This is a genomic window from Salinibacterium sp. CAN_S4, from assembly GCF_015752305.1.
Classification (GTDB): Bacteria; Actinomycetota; Actinomycetes; order Actinomycetales; family Microbacteriaceae; genus Rhodoglobus.
This window is the reverse complement of record NZ_JADOVB010000005.1, coordinates 145,052-165,831: the sequence shown is the minus strand read 5'-3', so window position 1 is coordinate 165,831 and position 20,780 is coordinate 145,052. Positions and strand designations below refer to the sequence as shown.

Annotated in this window: 18 protein-coding genes; 4 read left to right on the top strand and 14 right to left on the bottom strand. The window is 65.3% G+C overall.

Annotation, left to right across the window (positions count from 1 at the left end; all coding sequences use genetic code 11):
- Positions 1-326: 326 nt before the first annotated feature.
- From ilvC to IWX81_RS12980, 10 genes are read right to left on the bottom strand one after another with little or no spacing between them, the layout of a single operon-like run.
- Positions 327-1,355: a ketol-acid reductoisomerase gene (gene ilvC, locus IWX81_RS13025; protein ID WP_199281752.1), complete on the bottom strand. Its 1,029-nt coding sequence runs from the start codon at positions 1,353-1,355 to the stop codon at positions 327-329.
- Between the two features lie 58 nt (positions 1,356-1,413).
- Positions 1,414-1,920, bottom strand: coding sequence for an acetolactate synthase small subunit (ilvN, locus tag IWX81_RS13020; RefSeq protein ID WP_199281751.1), 507 nt, complete (start codon positions 1,918-1,920; stop codon positions 1,414-1,416).
- Positions 1,921-1,945: 25 nt separating this feature from the next.
- Positions 1,946-3,745 (bottom strand): acetolactate synthase large subunit, encoded by a 1,800-nt coding sequence (locus IWX81_RS13015; RefSeq protein WP_199281750.1) that lies wholly within the window; start codon positions 3,743-3,745, stop codon positions 1,946-1,948.
- A 40-nt stretch (positions 3,746-3,785) separates the two neighbouring features.
- On the bottom strand, positions 3,786-5,501 hold the full coding sequence (ilvD, locus tag IWX81_RS13010) for a dihydroxy-acid dehydratase (protein ID WP_199281749.1): 1,716 nt from the start codon (positions 5,499-5,501) through the stop codon (positions 3,786-3,788).
- A 1-nt stretch (position 5,502) separates the two neighbouring features.
- Positions 5,503-5,934 carry a monovalent cation/H(+) antiporter subunit G gene (gene mnhG / locus IWX81_RS13005; protein ID WP_199281748.1) on the bottom strand — a complete coding sequence of 144 codons (432 nt, stop codon included), beginning with the start codon at positions 5,932-5,934 and terminating at the stop codon, positions 5,503-5,505.
- The gene (locus IWX81_RS13000) at positions 5,931-6,272 is read right to left on the bottom strand and encodes a monovalent cation/H+ antiporter complex subunit F (protein ID WP_442977800.1); all 342 of its coding nucleotides are present in this window, start codon (positions 6,270-6,272) and stop codon (positions 5,931-5,933) included. Before IWX81_RS13000 ends, mnhG begins: the two co-directional genes overlap by 4 nt.
- An 8-nt stretch (positions 6,273-6,280) precedes the next feature.
- Positions 6,281-6,940 (bottom strand): Na+/H+ antiporter subunit E, encoded by a 660-nt coding sequence (locus tag IWX81_RS12995; protein ID WP_199281747.1) that lies wholly within the window; start codon positions 6,938-6,940, stop codon positions 6,281-6,283.
- A complete protein-coding gene (locus IWX81_RS12990) occupies positions 6,933-8,510 on the bottom strand; it encodes a Na+/H+ antiporter subunit D (RefSeq protein WP_199281746.1) in 1,578 nt (525 codons plus the stop codon). Before IWX81_RS12990 ends, IWX81_RS12995 begins: the two co-directional genes overlap by 8 nt.
- Positions 8,507-9,016, bottom strand: coding sequence for a Na(+)/H(+) antiporter subunit C (locus IWX81_RS12985; protein ID WP_199281745.1), 510 nt, complete (start codon positions 9,014-9,016; stop codon positions 8,507-8,509). The genes IWX81_RS12990 and IWX81_RS12985 overlap by 4 nt, the downstream gene beginning before the upstream one ends.
- Positions 9,013-11,925 carry a Na+/H+ antiporter subunit A gene (locus tag IWX81_RS12980; RefSeq protein ID WP_199281888.1) on the bottom strand — a complete coding sequence of 971 codons (2,913 nt, stop codon included), beginning with the start codon at positions 11,923-11,925 and terminating at the stop codon, positions 9,013-9,015. Before IWX81_RS12980 ends, IWX81_RS12985 begins: the two co-directional genes overlap by 4 nt.
- Before the next feature lie 125 nt (positions 11,926-12,050).
- On the opposite strand from IWX81_RS12980, the gene pdxH reads away from it, so the two are divergent.
- The gene (pdxH, locus tag IWX81_RS12975; protein WP_199281744.1) at positions 12,051-12,692 is read left to right on the top strand and encodes a pyridoxamine 5'-phosphate oxidase; all 642 of its coding nucleotides are present in this window, start codon (positions 12,051-12,053) and stop codon (positions 12,690-12,692) included.
- Between the two features lie 13 nt (positions 12,693-12,705).
- Here the strand turns inward: pdxH and otsB are convergent, their stop codons facing one another.
- Both otsB and otsA read right to left on the bottom strand, forming a co-directional pair.
- Positions 12,706-13,521, bottom strand: a complete 816-nt coding sequence (otsB, locus tag IWX81_RS12970) for a trehalose-phosphatase (RefSeq protein WP_199281743.1) — start codon at positions 13,519-13,521, stop codon at positions 12,706-12,708.
- Complete coding sequence (gene otsA / locus IWX81_RS12965; protein WP_199281742.1) at positions 13,521-15,026, bottom strand: alpha,alpha-trehalose-phosphate synthase (UDP-forming); 1,506 nt, start codon at positions 15,024-15,026, stop codon at positions 13,521-13,523. The genes otsB and otsA overlap by 1 nt, the downstream gene beginning before the upstream one ends.
- A gap of 58 nt (positions 15,027-15,084) precedes the next feature.
- On the opposite strand from otsA, the gene IWX81_RS12960 reads away from it, so the two are divergent.
- Genes IWX81_RS12960 through IWX81_RS12950 form a run of 3 tightly spaced genes read left to right on the top strand, consistent with a single transcriptional unit; the run spans position 15,085 to position 17,278 of the window.
- Positions 15,085-16,101 (top strand): magnesium and cobalt transport protein CorA, encoded by a 1,017-nt coding sequence (locus tag IWX81_RS12960; protein ID WP_199281741.1) that lies wholly within the window; start codon positions 15,085-15,087, stop codon positions 16,099-16,101.
- A gap of 49 nt (positions 16,102-16,150) precedes the next feature.
- Positions 16,151-16,531: a hypothetical protein gene (locus IWX81_RS12955; protein WP_199281740.1), complete on the top strand. Its 381-nt coding sequence runs from the start codon at positions 16,151-16,153 to the stop codon at positions 16,529-16,531.
- A 45-nt stretch (positions 16,532-16,576) separates the two neighbouring features.
- Positions 16,577-17,278: a hypothetical protein gene (locus IWX81_RS12950; RefSeq protein ID WP_199281739.1), complete on the top strand. Its 702-nt coding sequence runs from the start codon at positions 16,577-16,579 to the stop codon at positions 17,276-17,278.
- Here IWX81_RS12950 and IWX81_RS12945 read toward each other — a convergent pair.
- Together IWX81_RS12945 and IWX81_RS12940 are read right to left on the bottom strand one after the other, a co-directional pair.
- Positions 17,233-18,522 carry a glycosyltransferase gene (locus IWX81_RS12945; protein ID WP_199281738.1) on the bottom strand — a complete coding sequence of 430 codons (1,290 nt, stop codon included), beginning with the start codon at positions 18,520-18,522 and terminating at the stop codon, positions 17,233-17,235. The two genes, IWX81_RS12950 and IWX81_RS12945, sit on opposite strands and share 46 nt — an antisense overlap.
- Positions 18,519-20,675, bottom strand: a complete 2,157-nt coding sequence (locus IWX81_RS12940) for a glycosyltransferase (RefSeq protein WP_199281737.1) — start codon at positions 20,673-20,675, stop codon at positions 18,519-18,521. The genes IWX81_RS12945 and IWX81_RS12940 overlap by 4 nt, the downstream gene beginning before the upstream one ends.
- Positions 20,676-20,780: the final 105 nt, after the last annotated feature.

Genomic DNA, 20,780 nt, shown 5'->3' with positions numbered 1-20,780 from the left:
TCCGTCACAGCCTGTTGAGGGCCACTTCGGCGGCACTGACGACAAAGTATCAGCCGATGAAGTGCTCCACATGCCGAGGACTTCAACTGAGATCCAAGAAACACCCCCAATTCGGGGGTACGACCGTCGTCCCATCCCTGCGGGCCAGGACACCTTTCGGGCCCTCGCGGCGCAGCACGGCTGGCCCGCCTGACGGTTCACTCCACGGCAACGTATGGCGCTCCGCCATACGTTACCGATCAGCCATTACCCTTCCGGAACGTACCCCTCCCGAACGCGAAACGGCCCCGATCCGAAGATCGGGGCCGTGGGGGACGCAGGGAGGGTCAGCGCGCGGCTGAGCCCTCGGTGTAGTCCTCGTCGGTCTGCTTCCACGCGAAGAGCGAGCGCAGCTTCTGGCCGGTCGCCTCGATCGGGTGGGCGGCGCCCTTGGCGCGGAGGTCGAGGAACTCGGGTGCTCCGGCATCCTGGTCCGCAATGAAGCGGGCCGCGAAAGCGCCCGACTGGATGTCGGCCAGCACGGCCTTCATGTTCTCCTTGACCGAGGGGTCGATCACGCGCGGGCCCGACACGTAGTCGCCGTATTCGGCGGTGTCTGAGACGCTCCAGCGCTGCTTCGCGATGCCACCCTCCCACATGAGGTCGACGATGAGCTTCAGCTCGTGCAGCACCTCGAAGTAGGCGATCTCGGGCTGGTATCCGGCCTCGATCAGGGTCTCGAAGCCGTACATGACGAGCTGCGAAGTACCGCCACAGAGAACGGCCTGCTCGCCGAACAGATCGGTCTCCGTCTCCTCGGTGAAGGTGGTCTTGATGACACCCGCACGGGTTCCACCGATCGCCTTCGCGTACGACAGTGCGACATCCCAGGCCTGGCCCGAAGCGTCACGCTCGACGGCGATGATGTCCGGGATGCCACGGCCGGCAACGAACTCGCGACGTACGGTGTGGCCGGGAGCCTTCGGCGCGATCAGAATGACGTCGACGCCCTCGGGCGCATCGATGTACCCGAAGCGGATATTGAAACCGTGAGCGAAGGCCAGGGTCTTGCCCTCAGTGAGGTTGCCCTTGATGCTGTCGTTGTAGATACCGCGCTGGTGCTGGTCCGGCGCAAGGATCATGATCAGGTCCGCCCACTGCGTGGCGTCAGCAACGCTGAGCACCTCGAAGCCGTCCTCCTGCGCCTTGGAGGTGGACTTCGATCCGTCCTTCAGGGCGATCTTCACCTCGACACCCGAATCGCGGAGGTTCTGCGCATGCGCGTGACCCTGCGAGCCGTAGCCGACGATGGCTACCTTCTTGCCCTGGATGAGGGCGAGGTCGGCATCCTGGTCGTAGAGAAGTTCTGCAGCCACTTTGTTATCTTTCTGTTCGGTTGTTGAGAGATCAGTTTTTCGTCGCCCGGAGGACGAGTCAGTTCTTGAAGACGCGCTCGGTGATGCTCTTGCCGCCGCGGCCGATCGCGAGAAGGCCGCTCTGCGCGATCTCCTTGATGCCGTAGGGCTCTAGCACTCGCAGGAACGCCTGGATCTTGCCGGAGTCGCCCGTCGTCTCGATCACGAGCGCGTCGGTTGCGACATCCACCACGCGCGCCCTGAACAGGTTCACGGCTTCGAGCACCTGCGAGCGGGTCGTGTTGTCGACGCGCACCTTGATGAGCAGGTGCTCCCTCGTGACGGATGTCTCGGGGTCGAGCTCCACGATCTTGATGACGTTGATGAGCTTGTTGAGCTGCTTGGTGACCTGCTCCAGCGGCAGCTCCTCGACGTCGACGACGACCGTGATGCGCGAAAGCCCGTCGATCTCGCTCTTGCCCACGGCGAGCGACTCGATGTTGAAGCCGCGGCGCGCGAACAGGCCGGCGACGCGGGTGAGCAGGCCGGGTTTGTCTTCGACCAGCAGTGACAGTACGTGACTCATGCGCCCTGCTCCTTCGATACCAACATCAGTCCTCGTCCCACTCGGGAGCGTGATCCCTGGCGTACTGCACACTGGAGTTGCTGAGCCCCTGTGGCACCATCGGCCACACCATCGCGTCACGGCTGACGATGAAGTCGATCACCACGGGCCTGTCGTTCGTGTCGAGGGCGAGCTGGATCGCGGCATCCACCTCCTCGGGCTTCGTCACGCGGATGGCGAGGCAACCGTAGGCGTCGGCGAGCTTCACGAAGTCCGGGATCATCGCCGTGCCGTGGCCGGTGTTCAGGTCGGTGAACGAGTGGCGACCGTCATAGAAGAGGGTCTGCCACTGGCGCACCATGCCAAGCGACGAGTTGTTGATGATCGCGACCTTGATCGGGATCTCGTTGATCGTGCAGGTCGCGAGCTCCTGGTTGGTCATCTGGAAGCACCCGTCGCCGTCGATCGCCCACACGACGCGCTCAGGATTGGCGACCTTTGCACCCATGGCGGCGGGTACGCCGTAGCCCATGGTGCCGGCTCCCCCCGAGTTCAGCCACGCGTTGGGCCGCTCGTACTTGATGAACTGCGCTGCCCACATCTGGTGCTGGCCGACGCCCGAAGCGTAGACGGCCTCCGGCCCCGACATCTGGCCGATGCGCTCGATGATCTGCTGCGGAGACAACAGACCGTCGTCGGGCATCGTGTAGCCGAGGGGATACTGTGCCTTCAGCTCATCGAGTCGACGCCACCAGTCCGAGTAATCGGCGGTCGTCGAGGTGGATGCCTCGGCGTAGGCCGCACTCAGGTCGACGATCACGTCTTTCGCGTCACCCACGATCGGCACATCCGCCGCGCGGATCTTTCCGATCTCGGCGGGGTCGATGTCGACGTGCACGATCTTCGCGAGCGGAGCGAACTCGCTCGGCTTGCCCGTGACACGGTCATCGAACCTCGCACCGAGGGAGATGATGAGGTCGGCCTCCTGCAGCGCGAGCACCGCGGGAACCGTGCCGTGCATGCCGGGCATGCCGAGGTTCAGTTTGTTCGAGTCGGGGAATGCACCGCGAGCCATCAGGGTCGTGACCAGCGGAGCCCCGACACGCTCGGCGAGCTCGAAGAGCTCCTCAGAGGCATTGGCGCGGATCACTCCACCACCGACGTAGAACACCGGGCGCTCGGCCTCCACCAGCAGCTGAGCTGCAGCCTGCACCTGCTTGCCGTGGGCCTTCACGACCGGGCGGTACCCGGGGAGGTCGACCTTCGGCGGCCAGATGAACGGCGCGCTCTTCTGCTGGCAGTCCTTCGTGACATCCACCAGCACCGGTCCGGGCCGACCTGTCGTGGCGATGTGGTACGCCGCGGCGAGGGTGGCTGGCACGTCTTCCGGCTTCGTGACGAGGAAGGAGTGCTTCGTGATCGGCATCGTGATGCCGGAGATGTCGACCTCCTGGAACGCGTCTGTTCCCATCGACGTGGAGAAAACCTGGCCGGTGATCGCGAGCAGCGGCACCGAGTCCATGTAGGCGTCGGCGATAGCCGTGACGAGGTTCGTGGCACCCGGACCCGATGTGGCGATGGCGACGCCGATCTTTCCTGAGGATGACGCGTAGCCCTCCGCAGCGTGCCCGGCACCCTGCTCGTGGCGCACGAGGATGTGGCGAACCGCGGTGGAGGCCATCAGTTCGTCGTAGAAGGGCATGATCGCGCCACCGGGGAGACCGAAGACATCCTTGATCCCGAGATGTTCGAGCGAGCGCAGGATCGCGCCTGAGCCCGTCAGTATCTCGGGTGCTGGAGTGTCTGACGTCGAACTCTTCGGCCGCGGCATCGAATCCGTGGACATGGTGAATTCCTTTGAATAGGACGGGGTGTGATCGCGGGTACTACCCGGTCACCGCACCCTCGGCTGCTGAGTGCACTAGACGCGAGTACTTCGCGAGAACGCCACGTGTGTAGCGGGGAGGAAGGGGAGCCCAGCCGTTTCGGCGAGCTTCCAGCTCAGCCGTGTCGACAAGTAGGTCGAGTGAGCGAGCTGCGATATCGACCCTTATTAGATCACCATCGCGCACGAAGGCAATAGGACCTGCGTCCACTGCTTCGGGAGCTATGTGGCCGATACACAGTCCGGTTGTGCCGCCTGAGAACCTGCCGTCTGTCAAGAGTAGTACATCCTTGCCGAGGCCAGCGCCCTTGATGGCTGCCGTGATGGCGAGCATCTCCCGCATCCCGGGGCCGCCCTTCGGTCCCTCGTAGCGGATGACCACAACGCTGCCGGCCTCGATGGTGCCCTCGGTGAGCGCATCCAGTGCTTCACGTTCGCGCTCGAACACCCTCGCGGGGCCTTCGAAGATGTCGGCGTCGAAACCGGCGGTCTTCACGACGGCACCCTCCGGCGCCATCGATCCCTTGAGGATCGTGAGCCCGCCGGTGGCGTGAATGGGGTTGTCGAGCGTGCGGAGCACCTCGCCGTCGAGCGGCTCGGGGTTCAGCTCGGCGAGATTCTCGGCCATGGTCTTGCCCGTGACCGTCATCGCGTCGCCATGCATGAGGCCGGCATCCAGCAGCGCCTTCATCAGAACGGGAAGCCCACCGTGACGGTCGACGTCGTTCATGACGTACTTGCCGAAGGGCTTGAGGTCACCGACGTGGGGAATCTTCGCGCCGATGCGGTTGAAGTCGTCGAGAGTGAGGGTCACCTCGGCTTCGTAGGCGATGGCGAGCAGGTGGAGCACGACATTCGTGGAACCACCCAGCGCCATGGCGACAGCGATGGCGTTCTCGAACGCTTCGATGGTCAGGATGTCGCGGCTCGTGTGCCCGCGCTCCAGCATGCCCACGACCGCTTCGCCCGAGCGGTGCGCGTAGTAGTCGCGTCGGCGGTCGGCGGATGCCGGGCTCGCAGACCCCGGCAGCGACATGCCGAGTGCCTCAGCGACGCTCGCCATCGTGTTCGCGGTGTACATGCCGCCACAGGCACCCTCACCTGGCGCGAACGCGCACTCGATGCGCTTGGCGTCTTCGAGGCTCATCTTGCCGGCCTTGACCGCGCCGACAGCCTCGAAGCTGTCGATGATCGTGATGTCTTTCTCCGTGCCGTCGGAGAGCTTCACCCAGCCTGGCGCGATCGAACCTGCGTAGAGGAATACGGAGGCGAGGTCGAGCCTCGCTGCGGCCATGAGCATGCCGGGAATCGACTTGTCGCAGCCGGCGAGCAGCACCGAGCCGTCGAGTCGCTCTGCCTGCATGACGACCTCGACGGAGTCCGCGATGACCTCGCGACTGACGAGGGAGAAGTGCATGCCCTCGTGCCCCATGGAGATTCCATCGGAGACGGAGACGGTGCCGAACTGCAGCGGGTAGCCCCCGCCGCCGTGTACACCCTCCTTGGCCGCCTGGGCGAGCCGATCGAGAGAGAGGTTGCATGGCGTGATTTCGTTCCACGAGCTCGCAATGCCGATCTGGGGCTTGTCCCAGTCTGCGTCGCCCATACCGACGGCGCGGAGCATCCCGCGCGAGGTGGTGGCTTCGATCCCGTCGGTGACCGTGCGTGAGCGCGGTTTGAGATCAGGTATCTGTGGTGATTGTGGACCCTGGGGCATGTTACGAGGGTACAGCGCCGGAGGGGTCGGTGCGCTCGCCGGGAGCCCTGTCCGGAGAGGGTGCTGATGCTTCCGCCGAATCCCGGGTGGCGCGTTCGATGACCTCATCGAGCTCGTCCACATGCAGGATCTCGGCGTTGAAGTTGCCGGTGCGATATCCCGCCCGACCGACCATATGAGCCGAGATCGGGGCGGTGAGCATCTGGAAGACGAGAATCGGGGCGAGCGCGAGCAGCGTCGACCAGCTTCGCGACATCAGGGCGATGGCCGCCAGGATGAAGATCAGTCCGAGGATCTGCGGCTTCGTCGCGGCGTGCAGTCGGCTGAGGGGATCCGGAAATCTCATTAGCCCCACCCCCGCCGCGAGAGAAAGGAAGGCGCCGAGCAGCAGGCTTACTGCCGCGAGCAGGTCGAGTATCTCGTCGAAGGTCACGAGTCGCCTTTCGCCAGCGGATCTCTGTCAGACAGCGGATTTCCGTCAGACAGCGGATCGCCGGGTTGCCGTTCAACTCCGGTGATCGCCCTGTCCTGTTTCGAGACGTATCGAGCAACCGAGACCGTGGCGAAGATCGCGATGACCGACAGCACGAGCATGACGGGGATGCTGCGGGTGTGGCCGTTGATGACCATGTCGGCTCCGACCACGAGCATGAGAGTCGTCAGCAGCACGTCCGAGGCGATCATCCTGTCGAGAATCGAGGGACCGCGCACGATCCTGAAGAGTGCGAGGAGGCCGGCTCCGACGAAGAGGATCGTGGCGGCGATGTACAGGATGTTCGTCACGACTCTGCTCCGTCCCTGGGCTCGACGATCGGTATGCCAGCGGTCGGGCCGCTGCCGGCGAGCACACCGGTGTCGCGCACATCCTCCGCAGACCCCAGCGCCCGGACGAGGCTCCGCTCGACCGACAGCACCTTCAGGCGCGTCTGGATCACGGCCTCGTCGTCTCCGACGTTGAGGGCGTGCAGGTACAGGATCGAATGTCGACGATCCACCTCCACGACGATCGATCCGGGGATGAGCGAGATCGCGACGGCGGTCAGAGTCATGATGAAGTCCGAGCGCGTCACGAGATCGACGGCGATGACGCTGTTGCGCCGGATGCCCCGGGGGCCCAACGCCTGGAAAGCGACCTGGAACGATGCGACGACCAGGTCGACCGCAAACCTGCCAATGAAGACGATGAACCAGAACGGGTTGAACCGGCCGGAGAGCTCGACAGGGGGCAGGTAGAACACACTCGTCACGGCGAACGCGACAGCCACTCCCGTGACGAGGCTGAACAGGCTGAACGTTCCCCAGAGCAGCATCCACAGCAGCACGAGCGCGATGATCAGCGGCAGCTGCACCCAGATGCGCCACCGGAGTTCGCGGCGGGTCACCGGAGTGGGCTGGCCGATCTCAGCGGTGCCGCTGCCGTCCGTTGCCAGGTCACTCATCGATGCCTCCCGACTCCGACGTTCCGGGGAACACGATATCGACGTAGGTCGACGGCCCCTCGAGATTCTGTCCGGCACGGCTGCTGAGCGCGAACAGCGGCCCGGCGAACACCGTCAGCGCCACACTCACCACGACCACTCCTGCGGTCGCGCCGATCATCAGGCGGGGCAGTCGCCTGGTCGCCTGCACGGTTCGGCCGCCCGGCGCTTCTGTCACATTGTCGAGAAGGGGTGACTCATATCCCTCCACGTCCTTGGCCGGCCGCCAGAACGCCATGTTCCACACCCTGATGAGCGCGTAGAGCGTGAGCAGCGAGACGAGCGCGCCCGCCCCGATGAGCACATACGCGAGCACCGATCCCTGGTCTGCGCTCGCCTGGAACAGGGCGAGCTTGCCGATGAAGCCGGAGAACGGCGGAATGCCCCCGAGGTTCAGGGCAGGAATGAAGAACAGCACAGCGACGATCGGCGCCGACTTCAGGAGCCCGCCGAGTTTGGTGATGGATGTACTGCCGCCGACCCGCTCGATCAATCCCGCCCCCAGGAAGAGGGTGGTCTGCACGACGATGTGATGAACGATGTAGTAGATCGCGGCGGAGGTTCCCAGGGCAGAACCGAGAGATACCCCGAGGATCATGTAACCGATGTGACTGACGAGCGTGAACGACAGCAATCGTTTGATATCGGCCTGTGCCACCGCCCCGAGCACGCCCACCACCATCGTGAGCAGGGCCACCACCATCAGCACAATGTTCAGTTCGGGGCCGGGGAAGATGATCGTCTCCGTGCGGATGATCGCGTACACGCCGACCTTCGTCAGCAACCCCGCGAAGACGGCGGTCACGGGAGCCGGAGCAGTCGGGTACGAGTCCGGGAGCCAGAACGACAGGGGGAATACTGCCGCCTTGATGCCGAAGGCCACGAGCAGCATGATGTGCAGGATCACCTGGACGTCGATCGGGATGTCGGCCATCCTAATCGAGATCTGCGCGATATTCACGGTGCCGACGGCCGCGTAGATCATCGCGATCGACGCGAGGAAGAGCATCGACGACACCAGACTGACCACGATGTACGTGGTACCTGCCCTGATGCGCGCTTCGGTTCCTCCGAGGGTGATGAGCACATAGCTCGCCACGAGCAGGATCTCGAAACCGACGTAGAGGTTGAACAGGTCGCCCGCGATGAACGCGTTGAAGACGCCGGTGGCCAGGATCAGGTAGGTCGGGTAGTAGATGGAGACCGGGGTCTCGTTGTCGCCGTCGGCGAGACCCTGGCCGACAGAGAACACGAGCACGGCCAGCAGCACCAGGGCCGACACCACGACCATGAGGGCGGCGAGCCTGTCGACCACGAGCATGATGCCGAACGGCGCAGCCCATCCCCCGACCGCCATGGCCAGGGGGCCCTGGGTATCGACGATGTAGAGCAGCATCCCGCCGATTCCCAGCACGATCACGAGGGAGACGATCGCAATGATGCGCTGCGCCGGCGGGTTCTTGCCGAGGATGAGCGCCCCGGCCGCTCCGATCAGCGGGACGAGTACGACGAGCGGTACGAGCCAGGTCATCGCGAACCTCCGCCGTCGGCAGCCGTGCCCGGCGCCATGCCATCGTCGCTCCGCGCGGAATCCCGAGCACTAGAAATCGCGGCCTCACCACGATTGCCGAACTCGGAGTCTGACGAATCCTGTTCATTGCCGTCACTCGGCACCAGCAGCGTGCCAGCACGGAGCGCGATGTCGTCGGCGTCATCCTCGACGCTGTCTTCCCGCGCGAGTCGCCACGACCGATAGATCAGGGCCATCAGGAACGCCGAGACACCAAAAGTGATGACGATAGCCGTGAGGATGAGCGCCTCGGGCAGCGGGTCGGTCATGTCCTCCGGGGCCACGCCGTCGGCAACGATCGGCGCAGAACCGACCTTGCCCGCTGTGATCAGGATGAGCAGGTTCGTGGCGTTGCCGACAAGCAGGAATCCGAGCAGCACCCTCGTCATGCTGCGTTCGAGCAGCAGATAGACGCCGCTGGCGTACAGAGTCGCCATGACGGCGAGCATCACGATGGAGACGCTCACGATGTCACCTTCCGTTCGCCGCTGGCTACCCTGTCTGCCGGCTTCTCCTGAACGCCGTCTTCCTCGTATTGCCGGTCGACTTCGGCACCGAGGCTGCGCAGCACATCCAGCACCAGCCCGATCACGACGAGGTACACGCCGATATCGAAAATCGTGGATGTCACGAACTCCACCTGTCCGAAGATTCCGAGGTCCCACTCGAAGAAGGTCGAGGTGAGCGCGTCGACGCCGAAGAACAGCGGTACGAGCGCGGTGCCCACGGAGAGCACGAGCCCTGCGCCCAGCAGCTTGCCGGCATCGACCGGGGCCGCGGCACCAAGCTCGTGTCGCCCTCCGGCGAGGTACCGCGCGACCAGCGCCATTCCGGCGACCAGTCCGCCGGCGAAGCCTCCCCCTGGCGCGTTATGGCCGGCGAGAAGCAGGTAGAGCGACACGACGATCACCGGGTGGAAGATCAACCGCACGACCACTTCGAGCAGGATGGATCGGTTGCGGTCTGCCAGTGTGCGGCCGGCGAGCAGCCACGATCCACGATCGGAGTTCGCCGGGTCCCTCGAGTTCAGCAGCCTGTCTCTCGCGGCCTTTCTCGCTACGCTCCGAGCGACGGTGGGCAGGTTGTCGACACCACGACCGCTGATGAAAATGAGGCTGGCGACGCCGGTCGCCGCGGCGATGACGACCGACAACTCGCCCATCGTGTCCCAGCCCCTGAGGTCGACGAGAGCGACATTCACGATGTTGCGACCGTGCGCCTCCTCGTAAGCGAGGTCCGCCCACGCCAGGGAGATCGGGAGTTCGGTGCGTGCCCCGAGCGCGACGGTGGCGACGACCGCCATCAGGATGCCGACGCTCGCCCCGATCAGTGCCCGGATGCCACCGTGGGCGGTGCCGTGCTTCTGGCCGAGCCGTGCTGGCAGCCTCCGCAACACCAGCACGAAGGCGACGAGGGTCACGATCTCGACCAGGATCTGGGTGAGCGCGAGGTCGGGAGCGCCCTGCAGCGCGAACAGCGCGGACATCCCGAACCCCGTGACGCCGACGAGCACCACCGCCTGGAAGCGCTTTCCGGCACGCGTCGCCGCGAGAGCCGCCACGATCATGATCACACCGATGGCCACCTGGGCCGGATAGTCCCAGGGCCTGACCTCGTCGGGCCAGGTGCGATTGAGGATGAGCGCCGTGCTGATCGAGACAGCGAAGACGGTGAGGATCACGCCCAGGTAGAACGGCAGTGAGCCGCGCTGCGTGAGGCTGGTCGTGCGGGCGGCGGTCCGGTCGATGGAGCGCATCGTCGCCCCATACGCATCCGCGGCTGATACCCCTGTGCCGAGCCTCTTCTGCAGCCTGGACACCCGCTCCCGAGCCAGAAAGAGCACAGAGCCCGCCATGAGAGTGACGAGAGAGATGCCGAGTGCAGGTTCGAGACCGTGCCACAGCGCAAGGTGATAGGGCTCTCCCTCGGATGGGAAAGCCGACGAGTATCCCGTCAACCAGCCGTCGACGACGCTGGCCAGCAGTCCGAGGATGAGTCCACCGGCCGCCAGCACGGCGGGGGCGGCGAGGAAATCGGCGTGCTCGTGAACCGGACGGCAGGATTCGACCCCCGGCTTCCGCGCGAACGCTCCCCACAGGAAACGGGCGCTGTACGCGACGGTCAGCACGGAACCGAGGGCGACCCCGACGAGCGCGATCCAGCCGAAGGGCTCCCCGGCCGTGGCATCCTCCAGCAGGGAGGTGAACACCGCCTCCTTGGCGACGAATCCGAGGGTGGGAGGCAGCCCGACCATCGACGCGACGGCGAGGGCCGTGATGATCGTGAGCACCGGTGCCTCACGCCCGAGGCCGGAGAGCTTGCGCAGGTCGCGCGTGCCCGTGCGGTGATCGATGATGCCGACGGCGAGGAACAGTGTCGACTTGAACATGGCGTGTGCGAGCAGCAGGGCGATACCGGCGAGCGCAGCATCCCGCGTGCCGTAACCCACGACGATGACCAGGAATCCCAGCTGGCTGACCGTGCCATATGCCAGGACCAGCTTGAGGTCGTGCTGCTTGAGCGCGTTCCACCCGCCGAGCAGCATGGTGAACACGCCGAGCCCGATGATGACCTCGTGCCAACCCGGGATCTCCGAAAATCCGGGGGCGAGCCTGGCGACCAGGTAGATGCCGGCCTTGACCATCGCCGCGGCGTGCAGGTAGGCGCTCACCGGCGTGGGCGCCGCCATGGCCGCCGGCAGCCAGAAGTGGAAGGGGAAGATGGCCGATTTGGAGAGCGCCCCGACGAGCACGAGCATGATGGCGACGATCGCAATGGCATCGGATGGCGCGGCCTCGATGATTCCGGAGAGGCTCGAGGTGCCGGCCTCCACGGCGAGCAGCACGAGCCCCACGAGCATCGCGAGCCCACCGAACGTCGTCACCAACAGTGCCTGGAGAGCCGCAGCCCTGCTCGCCTTCTTGCCGGTGTAGTGCCCGATCAGCAGGTAGGACAGCACGCTGGTGGCTTCCCAGAAGATGAAGAGCAGGTAGACGTCGTCGGCAACGACGAGCCCGTACATTGCCCCGGCGAACGCGAGCAGGACCGCGGCGAACCTACCCAGCGAATCTTCGTCGCTGCGGAAATACCGTGCGCAGTAGACCAGCACGAGTGCGCCGACACCGCTGACGACGAGTGCCAGCAGCCACGAGAGCGTGTCCATCCTGACCGACACCGTCATCGCGAGCTCAGTGACCCAGTCGACGCTCTGGACGATCGGCGAGCCCGACATCACCCGGGGGCCCGCGACGAGTGCATCGATGAACGCGGCCAGAGGAACCAGCGCTGCAACGAAGAACGCGTTGCGACCGAATCGTCGTACGACGAGCGGCATGACCAGAGCGCCCACACCGAAGGCCAGCAGTATGACGAGCATCTGTCCTTCCAGGGCGCTGATCGATCGAAGGGCGGCGGCATATGCGCGTCGCAGCATCCAATAGGCACTGGAGAGCATCGGGGTGAACCGTTGCCGCACGTCGATTCTACCGGTTGGATGGAGGCATGGATTCGCTCGAACGGCACACGGATTACGGATCGACCCCGCTCAACGAGAGCGATGTGTCGCCCGATCCGTTCGAGCAGTTCGTCATGTGGCTCGACACCGCGGAGCGCGAGGAGGTCTACGAGCCGAACGCGATGGTGGTCGGCACCGTCGACGCCGACGGCCGACCGTCGAGTCGGACCGTACTGCTCAAGGGGCTCGGGGACGGGGCCTTCGAGTTCGTCACCAACTATCGATCGGCCAAGGGGGCGCAGCTCGACAACAACCCGGCCATCTCCCTGCTGTTCCCGTGGTACTCACTGCACAGGCAGGTGATCGCGCTCGGCTCGGCCACGCGCGGCACCACGGAGTCGAGCGACGCACTGTGGGCATCACGCCCGCGCGATTCGCAACTGGCATCGATCGCCAGCGAGCAGTCCCACCCTGTCGACTCCAGGGCCGACCTCGAGCACCGCGTCGCCGAGGTGGAGAAGCAGTTCGAGGGCATCGACGTCGTCACGCGCCCGTCGTGGTGGGGAGCCGTGCGGGTCGTGCCGCGCTCGATCGAGTTCTGGCAGGGGCGCACCTCACGCATCCACGACCGCCTGCGCTACACCGCCACCGGTGCTGGCACGTGGAGCCTGGAACGACTTCAGCCGTAACCCCTCGGGCCGCCTACTGTTCGTGCACGTCGCCTTCGCGGAAGTCGGCCAGCAGCGCGAGAGTGCGCGCGACCTGCTCCGGGCCGTGCACCCGGAAGTTGGCGAGGGTGGATCCCTCGCCGCTCTTGAGCCCCAGGTCGTCTGCGCCCAGCGCGGCGAAGGCATCTTCATCCGTGACATCGTCGCCCGCAAAGAACACGGCATCCGCACCGGTGTATTGCCGGAGGTGCTCGACGGCCTCCCCCTTGGTGGTGGAGCGAACAGAGAACTCGAGCACGTTCTTGCCCTCGCGCACGGTCACGCCAGACAGCTCTGCCGCGACTTCCGATCGTGCGACCAGGTGCGCAACCCTGCTGTTGTGCTCCGTTGCGAGCCTGGTGTGCAGCGCGAAGCCCGCAGGCTTCTCTTCGAGCCAGACCTGATCCATCGAATCTGCGACTTCGCCGAGCACGAGGTTCAGCACATCGACCCTGGCCTGTTCGGTCGAGTCGAGCCCGGAGTGGTCGTCGTTGGGGTCGAGTCGGATTTCGATGCCGTGCGATCCCACGAGCAGCGCGGAATCGGGGAGCTCGGCAACCTGCTCGAGACTCTTCATCGCCCGCCCGGAGACCAGCGCGACCCTGGTGTACGGCATCTCGAGGAGGCGGAGCACTGCAGCTCTCGCTTCGGGAAGCGCGCGGGCTTTCTCCGGATCGTCGACCTCAGGCGCCAGGGTGCCGTCGAAATCCAGCGCGACAAGCAGGCGTTTGGTGCGAGCCAGCTCGCGAAGAGCGCCGATGAGAGGCTCGGGCAGCTTCGACCAGGGAGGATCGGTGTCGACGTCGACCATCAGTTGGTCCAGCGCTTATCTACTGTCCACTCGAGTTCATCCGGCAATTGCACGGGCACCAATCGGTCGTATCGACTGGCGCGGGCCTGATCCAGTGTCTTCAGGAAGTTGGTCGACCAGCGGGCGACATCGTTTTCGAGCACGCGCTTGCGCAGCGAACGCATCCGCGAGGTGCGCTCCTTTTCCGGCATCGAAATGGCCTGCAGGATGGTGTCCTTCAGCCCGTCGATATCGTGCGGGTTGATCAGCAGCGCCTTCTTGAGCTCGTCCGACGCCCCAGCGAATTCGCTGAGTACAAGCACGCCACCATCATCGAACCGGCTGGCCACATATTCCTTGGCCACCAGGTTCATGCCGTCCCGCAGGGCAGTCACGAGCAGCACATCGGCCGCAAGATAGAGCGCCACCATCTCCTCACGGGGGTAACCGTGGTGGTGGTAGCTGATCGCCGTGTGGCTCATCGTCGCGAAATCACCGTTGATGCGGCCGACAGTCAGCTCGATCTCGTCCCTGAGCTGCATGTAGGCGGCGACTCGCTCGCGGCTGGGGCTGGCGACCTGGACGAGCGTGACATCCTGCACGTCGACCCTGCCCTCGGCCAGCAGTTCGCCGAAAGCCTTGAGTCGGTGGCCGATGCCTTTCGTGTAGTCGAGCCTGTCCACCCCGAGCATCACGGTCTTCGGGTTACCGAGCCCTTCGCGGATCTTCCGCGCGCGCTCCTGGATGTGGGGCTCCCGGGCCAACTGCTCGAAACTCGATGCATCGATCGAAATCGGGAAGGCCCTTGCGACCACTCGTCGGGGTCGCTGGGAGTCAGTCGTGACCTCGACGACGGGATTCTTCGTCTGGTAGCTGGTGAGCCGGCGCACGGCGCGAAGGAAGTTGCCGGCATCCGCGACACGCTGGAAGCCGATGACGTCGGCCCCGAGCAGTCCCTCGATGATCTGGGTACGCCACGGCAACTGCGAATAAATGCCATATGGCGGAAAAGGTATGTGGTTGAAGAAACCGATGGTGAGATCGGGCCGCTGCTCCCGCAGCATCCGGGGAACGAGCTGGAGCTGGTAATCCTGCACCCAGACGACCGCACCCTGGGCGCTCACGTCCGCGGCGGCGTCCGCGAAGCGCTGGTTCACCTTCACGTAGCTCTCCCACCACTCGCGGTGGTATGCGGGAGACGAGATCACGTCGTGGTACAGCGGCCAGAGGGTGTCGTTACTGAATCCCTCGTAGAACTCTTCGATCTCGCTTGCGCTGAGGGCGACGGGAATGATGTGGATGCCGTCATTCTCGAAGCGCTCGATCTCGAGATCGGGTTGCCCGCCCCATCCGACCCAGGCGCCGTCGGCGTCACGCATGACGGGCTCGAGCGCGGTGACGAGCCCACCGGGAGATCGGGTCCAGCTGGCCACGCCGTCAGAGTCCGTGACACGGTCGACGGGCAAACGGTTCGAGACGACGACGAAATCGTATTCGGGTGTTGGGTGGTGCGTCGAGTCAGACATGTGACTTCCACGTTAGCAGCGCGGCCAACCGGCAAAGGGCGCGGCCTATCATGGCGAAATGCCCATCATCGACAACGCGATCTACCGCGATGGCGTGCGTGACGCGCACCCGGTCACTCTCGATCTCACCTTTGAAGACCTCAGGGATCACGGAGGCTTCGCCTGGATCGGCATGTACCGTCCGACCGACGAGGAGTTACGCGCGGTTGCCGTCGAGTTCGGTCTCCATCCGCTGGCGGTGGAAGACGCGCTCAAGGGCCACCAACGCCCCAAGCTCGAGCGATTCGGCGACACCCTGTTCGTCGTGCTGCGCCCCGCCCGCTACCTGGATGGCCCGGAGGAGGTGGAGTTCGGCGAAGTGCACCTCTTCATCGGTCCGAACTTCGCGGTGACGATCCGTCACGCGGAGTCCCCCGACCTCGGTCGGGTGCGAAAGCGGCTCGAGAAAACACCGGAGCTGCTCACGCTCGGCCCACAGTCAGTCCTCTATGCGGTTCTCGACGAGGTCGTCGACCAGTATCTTCCGGTCATCACGGGGCTCGAGAACGACATCGACGAGATCGAAGACCAGCTGTTCAACCGGGATCCTTCTGTACTCCGCCGCATCTACGAACTGGCCGGGGAGACCATGGCGTTCCAGCGCGCCACCCATCCGCTCGTCGGCATGCTGCGATCGCTCGAGGCAGGGTTCGCCAAGTACGACGTCGACATCGAACTCCAGCGCAACCTCCGGGATGTGCTCGACCACAGCCTCAAGGTGGTCGAGCGTGCCGACTCGTTCAGGGCGGTGCTCGAGAACGCACTGACCGTACAGTCAACACTGGTCATGCAGCGACAGAACGACGAGATGCGCAACCTGTCTGAGACCAGCATCCGCCAGGGCGACCAGGTGAAGAAGATCTCAGGATGGGCGGCCATCCTTTTCGTACCCACCCTCATTGCCGCTATTTACGGCATGAACTTCCGGTATATGCCCGAACTCGAATGGACCTTCGGCTACCCGCTGGCCCTGCTGCTCATGCTCGGCTCTGCCGTAGCCCTGTATTTCGTGTTCAGAAGGCGCGACTGGTTGTAGCGGCGTGTCGTTTCCGGCGACTTCGGTGTGCGTCCCTCACACTGAGCACATGTCCGAGCGACACACAGCATCCACCGAGGTCGAACAGCAACTTGTGTTCGACCTCATGCGCGAGCGTCTGATCGATATGTTCGGTCCTGGCGGAAGCTTCCGCATCACCATGGGGCGACCCGCAGCAGACGACGCATTCTTCGTCGCCACCGTCGCCGACACCATCGCCCACGAGGTCGCGGCAGCCTTCAACCCCGTCCGTCTGACTGAAGGTCGCCGGGTCGCGGAATCCACCCCCATGGCCGAGCACGAAAAGCTGTGGAAGCACATCGAGGGTGAGCTCGGCATTAAGACCACCGGCCCCGCGACCATCGCCGCAGACGTCGATCGCGAGATCGCGATCGTGCAGCACCGTACGCTGCTGTACCACGCTGCCTAAGTAGTCCCTGCAGCGCTGCGGCCTCCGCTCATTTAGGCTGGGCTGATGCTTACAGTGGTCATCCCGTGGCGCGCCCAGCCCACACGAATCCCTGCGCTCGACTCCGTGCGCAACTGGTATCTCAACGAGATCGGCGACGTGAACTTCGCTCTCGTCGATTCCCATGACGAGATCTTCAATCTCTCGCAGGCGCGCAATACGGGCATCGCTTCGATTTCCGATCCCGATCGGGTCGTGGTCGTCAACGACGCAGACACCATCCCCCAGCGCGAGCCCCTGCTGGAGGCGATCGCCGCGGCCCAGGACTCAGGGCTGGTGCACCTGCCGTACACGCGGTACCACTGGCTCGGGGCATCCGGTTCGGCTCAGCATGCGGCGGGGACCGAGCTCGACGATTGCGATTTCGAACTCGTGCGCGGCGCGTGCTCGGGCGTCTACGTGACGACCAAGCGCACCTGGCAGAGCCACGGCGCCCAGGATGAACGCTTCAGGGGATGGGGTTTCGAAGACGCGGCCTGGTACCTCGCCCACTCCACGCTGCTCGGCGAACCTCCGCGTCGCTCTGACGGCACAGTGTTCGCGCTCCACCACAAGGCCGAAGCCCGTGAAGGCGAGCACTACGATGCGAACGCTGCGCTCATGCAGCGATACACGTCAGCAGCGGGAGACGTCGACGCGATGCGAGCGCTGGTCGAGGAATCCTATTCCGTCATGGCAATGAACGCTCGGGCACTGCCCGGCGCCTGACGCAGGCTCTGCGCCAGCTCGACGAGTGGCTGTCGCGGAAGCGCGAGAGCCGCTGTGATGGCGTCCTCCAGTTCGGCGATGGTCGCCTCGTTGGGGGCCAGTGCCACTCCGAATCCTTCGCGCTCGATGGCTTCTGCGCCCGCGAACTGATCGGTCGAGAACGGCAGGACCACGAGCGGCACGCCGAATGTGACGGCTTCCGTCACGCTGTTGTTGCCGCCATGGGTGACGGCCGCGGCAGCGCTGCCGAGCAACCTGACCTGGGGCAGGAACTCGCGCACGAGCCATCCTTCCGGCAGGTCGCCGAGGTCGCTTCGATTGCCGGAGCCGAGCGCGAGAGCGACCCGCACCCCGAGCGACTCCAACGCCCGCACGACCTTCGCCGTGACATCCGTGCGCACCGAGAGGAAGCTACCGAAACTCACGTAGACGAACGGCTCCGCGCTCGAGGCCAGCCAGGCGTCGACCTCCGCATCGGGGGCTTCTTCGCGCACGGATGACCCGAGGAACACGTGCCTGGGCAGCGCCTGTTTCCTGGCGTCGTCGGCGAGTTCTTCCGGGTAGTTCAGCAGCAGCAGGTCACCGTGCTCCGCGAAGGCACTGAGCGATGGTGGTGCGGAAGGATTCAGTTCGGCGAGGGCGGCGTTCCACTCGGCGGTGAACGATTCGCTCACGCGGTCGCAGAGCTCGCGAAGCGCGCCGAGGTCCACCGGGTCCGGCTGGAACGCGGCGGGCCAGTCCGGCGGGAATCCGTAGACCTCGCCGGCGAGCGGCAGGGCTGAGGGATGCCCCACCAGCACATCCGCGTACGAGATGCCCGCGGCATCCAGTGCCAGCCTCGAACTGAAGGCGAGGTGATCGACGATGATCGCGTCCGGCGCGACGGATTCCACGACCTGCTGCACCGCGCGACCCACCCTGACCGGCTCCCACATGAAGTCGCTGAGTCTGGCCTCGGCCTGGAACGCGAGCGTGTCGACCATTCCGCGCCGGGTCGCGTCGAAGAAGCCGCGCAGCGCGTCGTCCTCGCCCTTCGGCTGGTCTTCCGGCCTGATCACTCCGGGATTGGAGCCCTTGCCGAGCTGCAGGTGCACCCTCTCGAAACCGAAGGATTCCACGATGGGAGCCGTCGCAGGGCCAGTGGCGACGACGACGCGCTCGCCGGCTGCCCGCCAGACCGTGCCGAGCGTGGCGAGCGGCAGAAGATGTGACGCGTAATCCGGGCAGATGATCAGCAGAGTCACGGTGTGGGTACTGCCGATCCGCGAAGCCCGGCCTGGTCTTTCGACACGTCGTTGTAGACCTCCGCGAGCGATCGCGCCATCGCCTGGATGGTGAAGCTCTCCTCGACTGTCGCCCGCGAGAGCGCCGGTCGCTCGTCGTCGGTCTCGGCGGACGCGAAATCGAGAGCGTCGACCATCGCCGCGCGCAGCAACTCGAGATCCCAGGTCGGCACGAGCAGGCCCGTCACGTTCTGCTGGACGTAGGTCGCTGGACCGCCACCGGCGGGGGCGACCACGAAAAGCCCGGTCGCCATGGCTTCGAGCAGCGCAATGCCGAACTCCTCCTTCAGGCTCCCGCAGACGTAGACGCCTCGCGGCGCCGCGAGCCCAGGGACCCCGAACCGGGCGGCGGCGACCCACCGTGCCGCGGTGTCGTTCGGCTGGTGGCCGGCGAGCAGCAGGCCGCGCTGCACGCGGTTGTCGGCGGGGATGACCGAGTCCATGGCCGCGAGCTGCTGCAGTTCATCCGCTGACGGCGACTGCAGGTCTCCCCCGATCAACAGCAGGTTGGCGCGATCGGCCAGCGGACCGTTGGCCCAGGCTTCGACGATCGTCGCCATGCCCTTGACCCGGTGGAACCGCCCGACGCTGACCAGCAGCGGAAGCCCCCTGCGCCATTCCGGCAGGGCTTCGAGCAGGTCTCGCAATTGCTCGAGCGGCTGCGAGCCGGCAAGGCCCGCGGCGAGGTCCGCAGCCTCATCAACGGCGCGATCCACGACACCCATGTCGATGCCCTCGGGCACGATCGAGTGCCGCTCGGGATGCGCGTTGATGTCGATCCCGACGAGCTCACGCATATCGCTCTCGAGGTTCGGCCTCGGGAACAGCACGGTGTGGTCGGCATTGGCCGCCAGGCGCTGCACGAGCCTGACCCTGAACCAGAAGTGTTCACGTTCGTCGACATCGCCGAAGTTCTGCTGGGTGAGCGCTCCCGAATTGTCGAGGGAGTCGATGACGGCGTGCGGATCCGGCGCCACGGTGAAGACGACGGGGATATCGAGTTCCCTCGCGACGTCGGCCGCGGCGAGGCTGCCGACATCTGCCATCCTGAGGTGCAGCACGTCGACGCCGCCCGCGGCTCGCAGCAATCTCCGGATGCCTCGGCGCACGGCGACACGGAGGGGCCAGGCGCTCGCGGACTGGATCGGCTCACTCAGGGTCGGGACGCGACCGTAGACGTGTCCGGATGCGGTGGTCGCGATCTCGGAGACGCTCGCCACCGCGTCCGCGGCGGTTCCCCGCGACAGGGTGATGACCCGCTCGACCCTGGTCGAGGCATCCGGCGCCGCGATGAGGGCGTCGCCGAGGCGCACCAGAAGTGTCGCGATTCCGCCGTTGTCTCCACTGCCGACCTGGGAGAGGTCAGCGTCGATATCGGCGTGCAGAAACAGCTGCGCCATGGTCAATCCGTCTGTCACGGGCTGGACTGCCAGCGCGGAGATGTCGAACTGGGACAGCTTCGCGACGTCGGCGAGGTAGCTGTCCGCCGCCGCTTCACTGTCGAGATAAGTGACGATGCGAGGGTCGGGACCGCGCTGGCCGAGGGCAGACATGGCGGCCACCCTGACGATCTCGAATTCGTTCTCATCGGCCGCCATGCGCAGCAGCGGCGCGATGGTCATGCTGCTGCGGACCAGGCCGAGCGTCTCAACGAGCCGGTACCGCGCATCTTCGTCGCGAACGCCGAGGAGGGCACCTTCGACACCGACGGCGATGATCTCAGGCGTCGCGTGGGACCACTGTTCGAGGGTGCGCTGGGCGACCATTCCACCGAACCCCCCGACGATGACGAGACCGATCAGCCGGCTGACGGCGTCGACCTGGGGAAGCCGCGAGCCCAGCGCCCAGGCCGCGTGCTCGCGCAGGAAGCCTTTACGGCTCGACAGCAGTTTCGAGATGGCTCGGTCGGCGTCTTCGTCGAAAATACCGGCCAGGGCGTGGGTTGCCGCGATCGCGACGAGCTGGTTGTCGTCGGCGATGGCCGCTTTCAGCACACGGATAGTCCTGACGCCACCCTCGCGGCTCGCCTCGAAAGCGAGCTCATCGGCGAGCCGCATGGCATCCACCAGCCTGGTTGCGTGCCGAACAGCATCGAGCGCGGTGAGAATACCCACGGTTCACACCCTTCCCGTATGTCGGCCTTGCGGCCTGGATCGTAATCCACCTCGATGATAAGCGTCAGCGACACGGTAAAGGATGAGCTAGCGTAAACGCGACCA

Bases quoted from the DNA above. Each gene is read 5' to 3' on its own strand.
- ilvD (WP_199281749.1), bottom strand. From the start codon at position 5,501: ATGCCCCAGGGTCCACAATCACCACAGATACCTGATCTCAAACCGCGC.
- IWX81_RS12995 (WP_199281747.1), bottom strand. From the start codon at position 6,940: ATGAGTGACCTGGCAACGGACGGCAGCGGCACCGCTGAGATCGGCCAG.
- IWX81_RS12955 (WP_199281740.1), top strand. From the start codon at position 16,151: ATGTCCGAGCGACACACAGCATCCACCGAGGTCGAACAGCAACTTGTG.
- IWX81_RS12950 (WP_199281739.1), top strand. From the start codon at position 16,577: ATGCTTACAGTGGTCATCCCGTGGCGCGCCCAGCCCACACGAATCCCT.
- IWX81_RS12960 (WP_199281741.1), top strand. From the start codon at position 15,085: ATGCCCATCATCGACAACGCGATCTACCGCGATGGCGTGCGTGACGCG.
- otsA (WP_199281742.1), bottom strand. From the start codon at position 15,026: ATGTCTGACTCGACGCACCACCCAACACCCGAATACGATTTCGTCGTC.
- pdxH (WP_199281744.1), top strand. From the start codon at position 12,051: ATGGATTCGCTCGAACGGCACACGGATTACGGATCGACCCCGCTCAAC.
- ilvN (WP_199281751.1), bottom strand. From the start codon at position 1,920: ATGAGTCACGTACTGTCACTGCTGGTCGAAGACAAACCCGGCCTGCTC.
- otsB (WP_199281743.1), bottom strand. From the start codon at position 13,521: ATGGTCGACGTCGACACCGATCCTCCCTGGTCGAAGCTGCCCGAGCCT.
- IWX81_RS13015 (WP_199281750.1), bottom strand. From the start codon at position 3,745: ATGTCCACGGATTCGATGCCGCGGCCGAAGAGTTCGACGTCAGACACT.
- IWX81_RS12990 (WP_199281746.1), bottom strand. From the start codon at position 8,510: ATGACCTGGCTCGTACCGCTCGTCGTACTCGTCCCGCTGATCGGAGCG.
- IWX81_RS12980 (WP_199281888.1), bottom strand. From the start codon at position 11,925: ATGCTCGTCATACTGCTGGCCTTCGGTGTGGGCGCTCTGGTCATGCCG.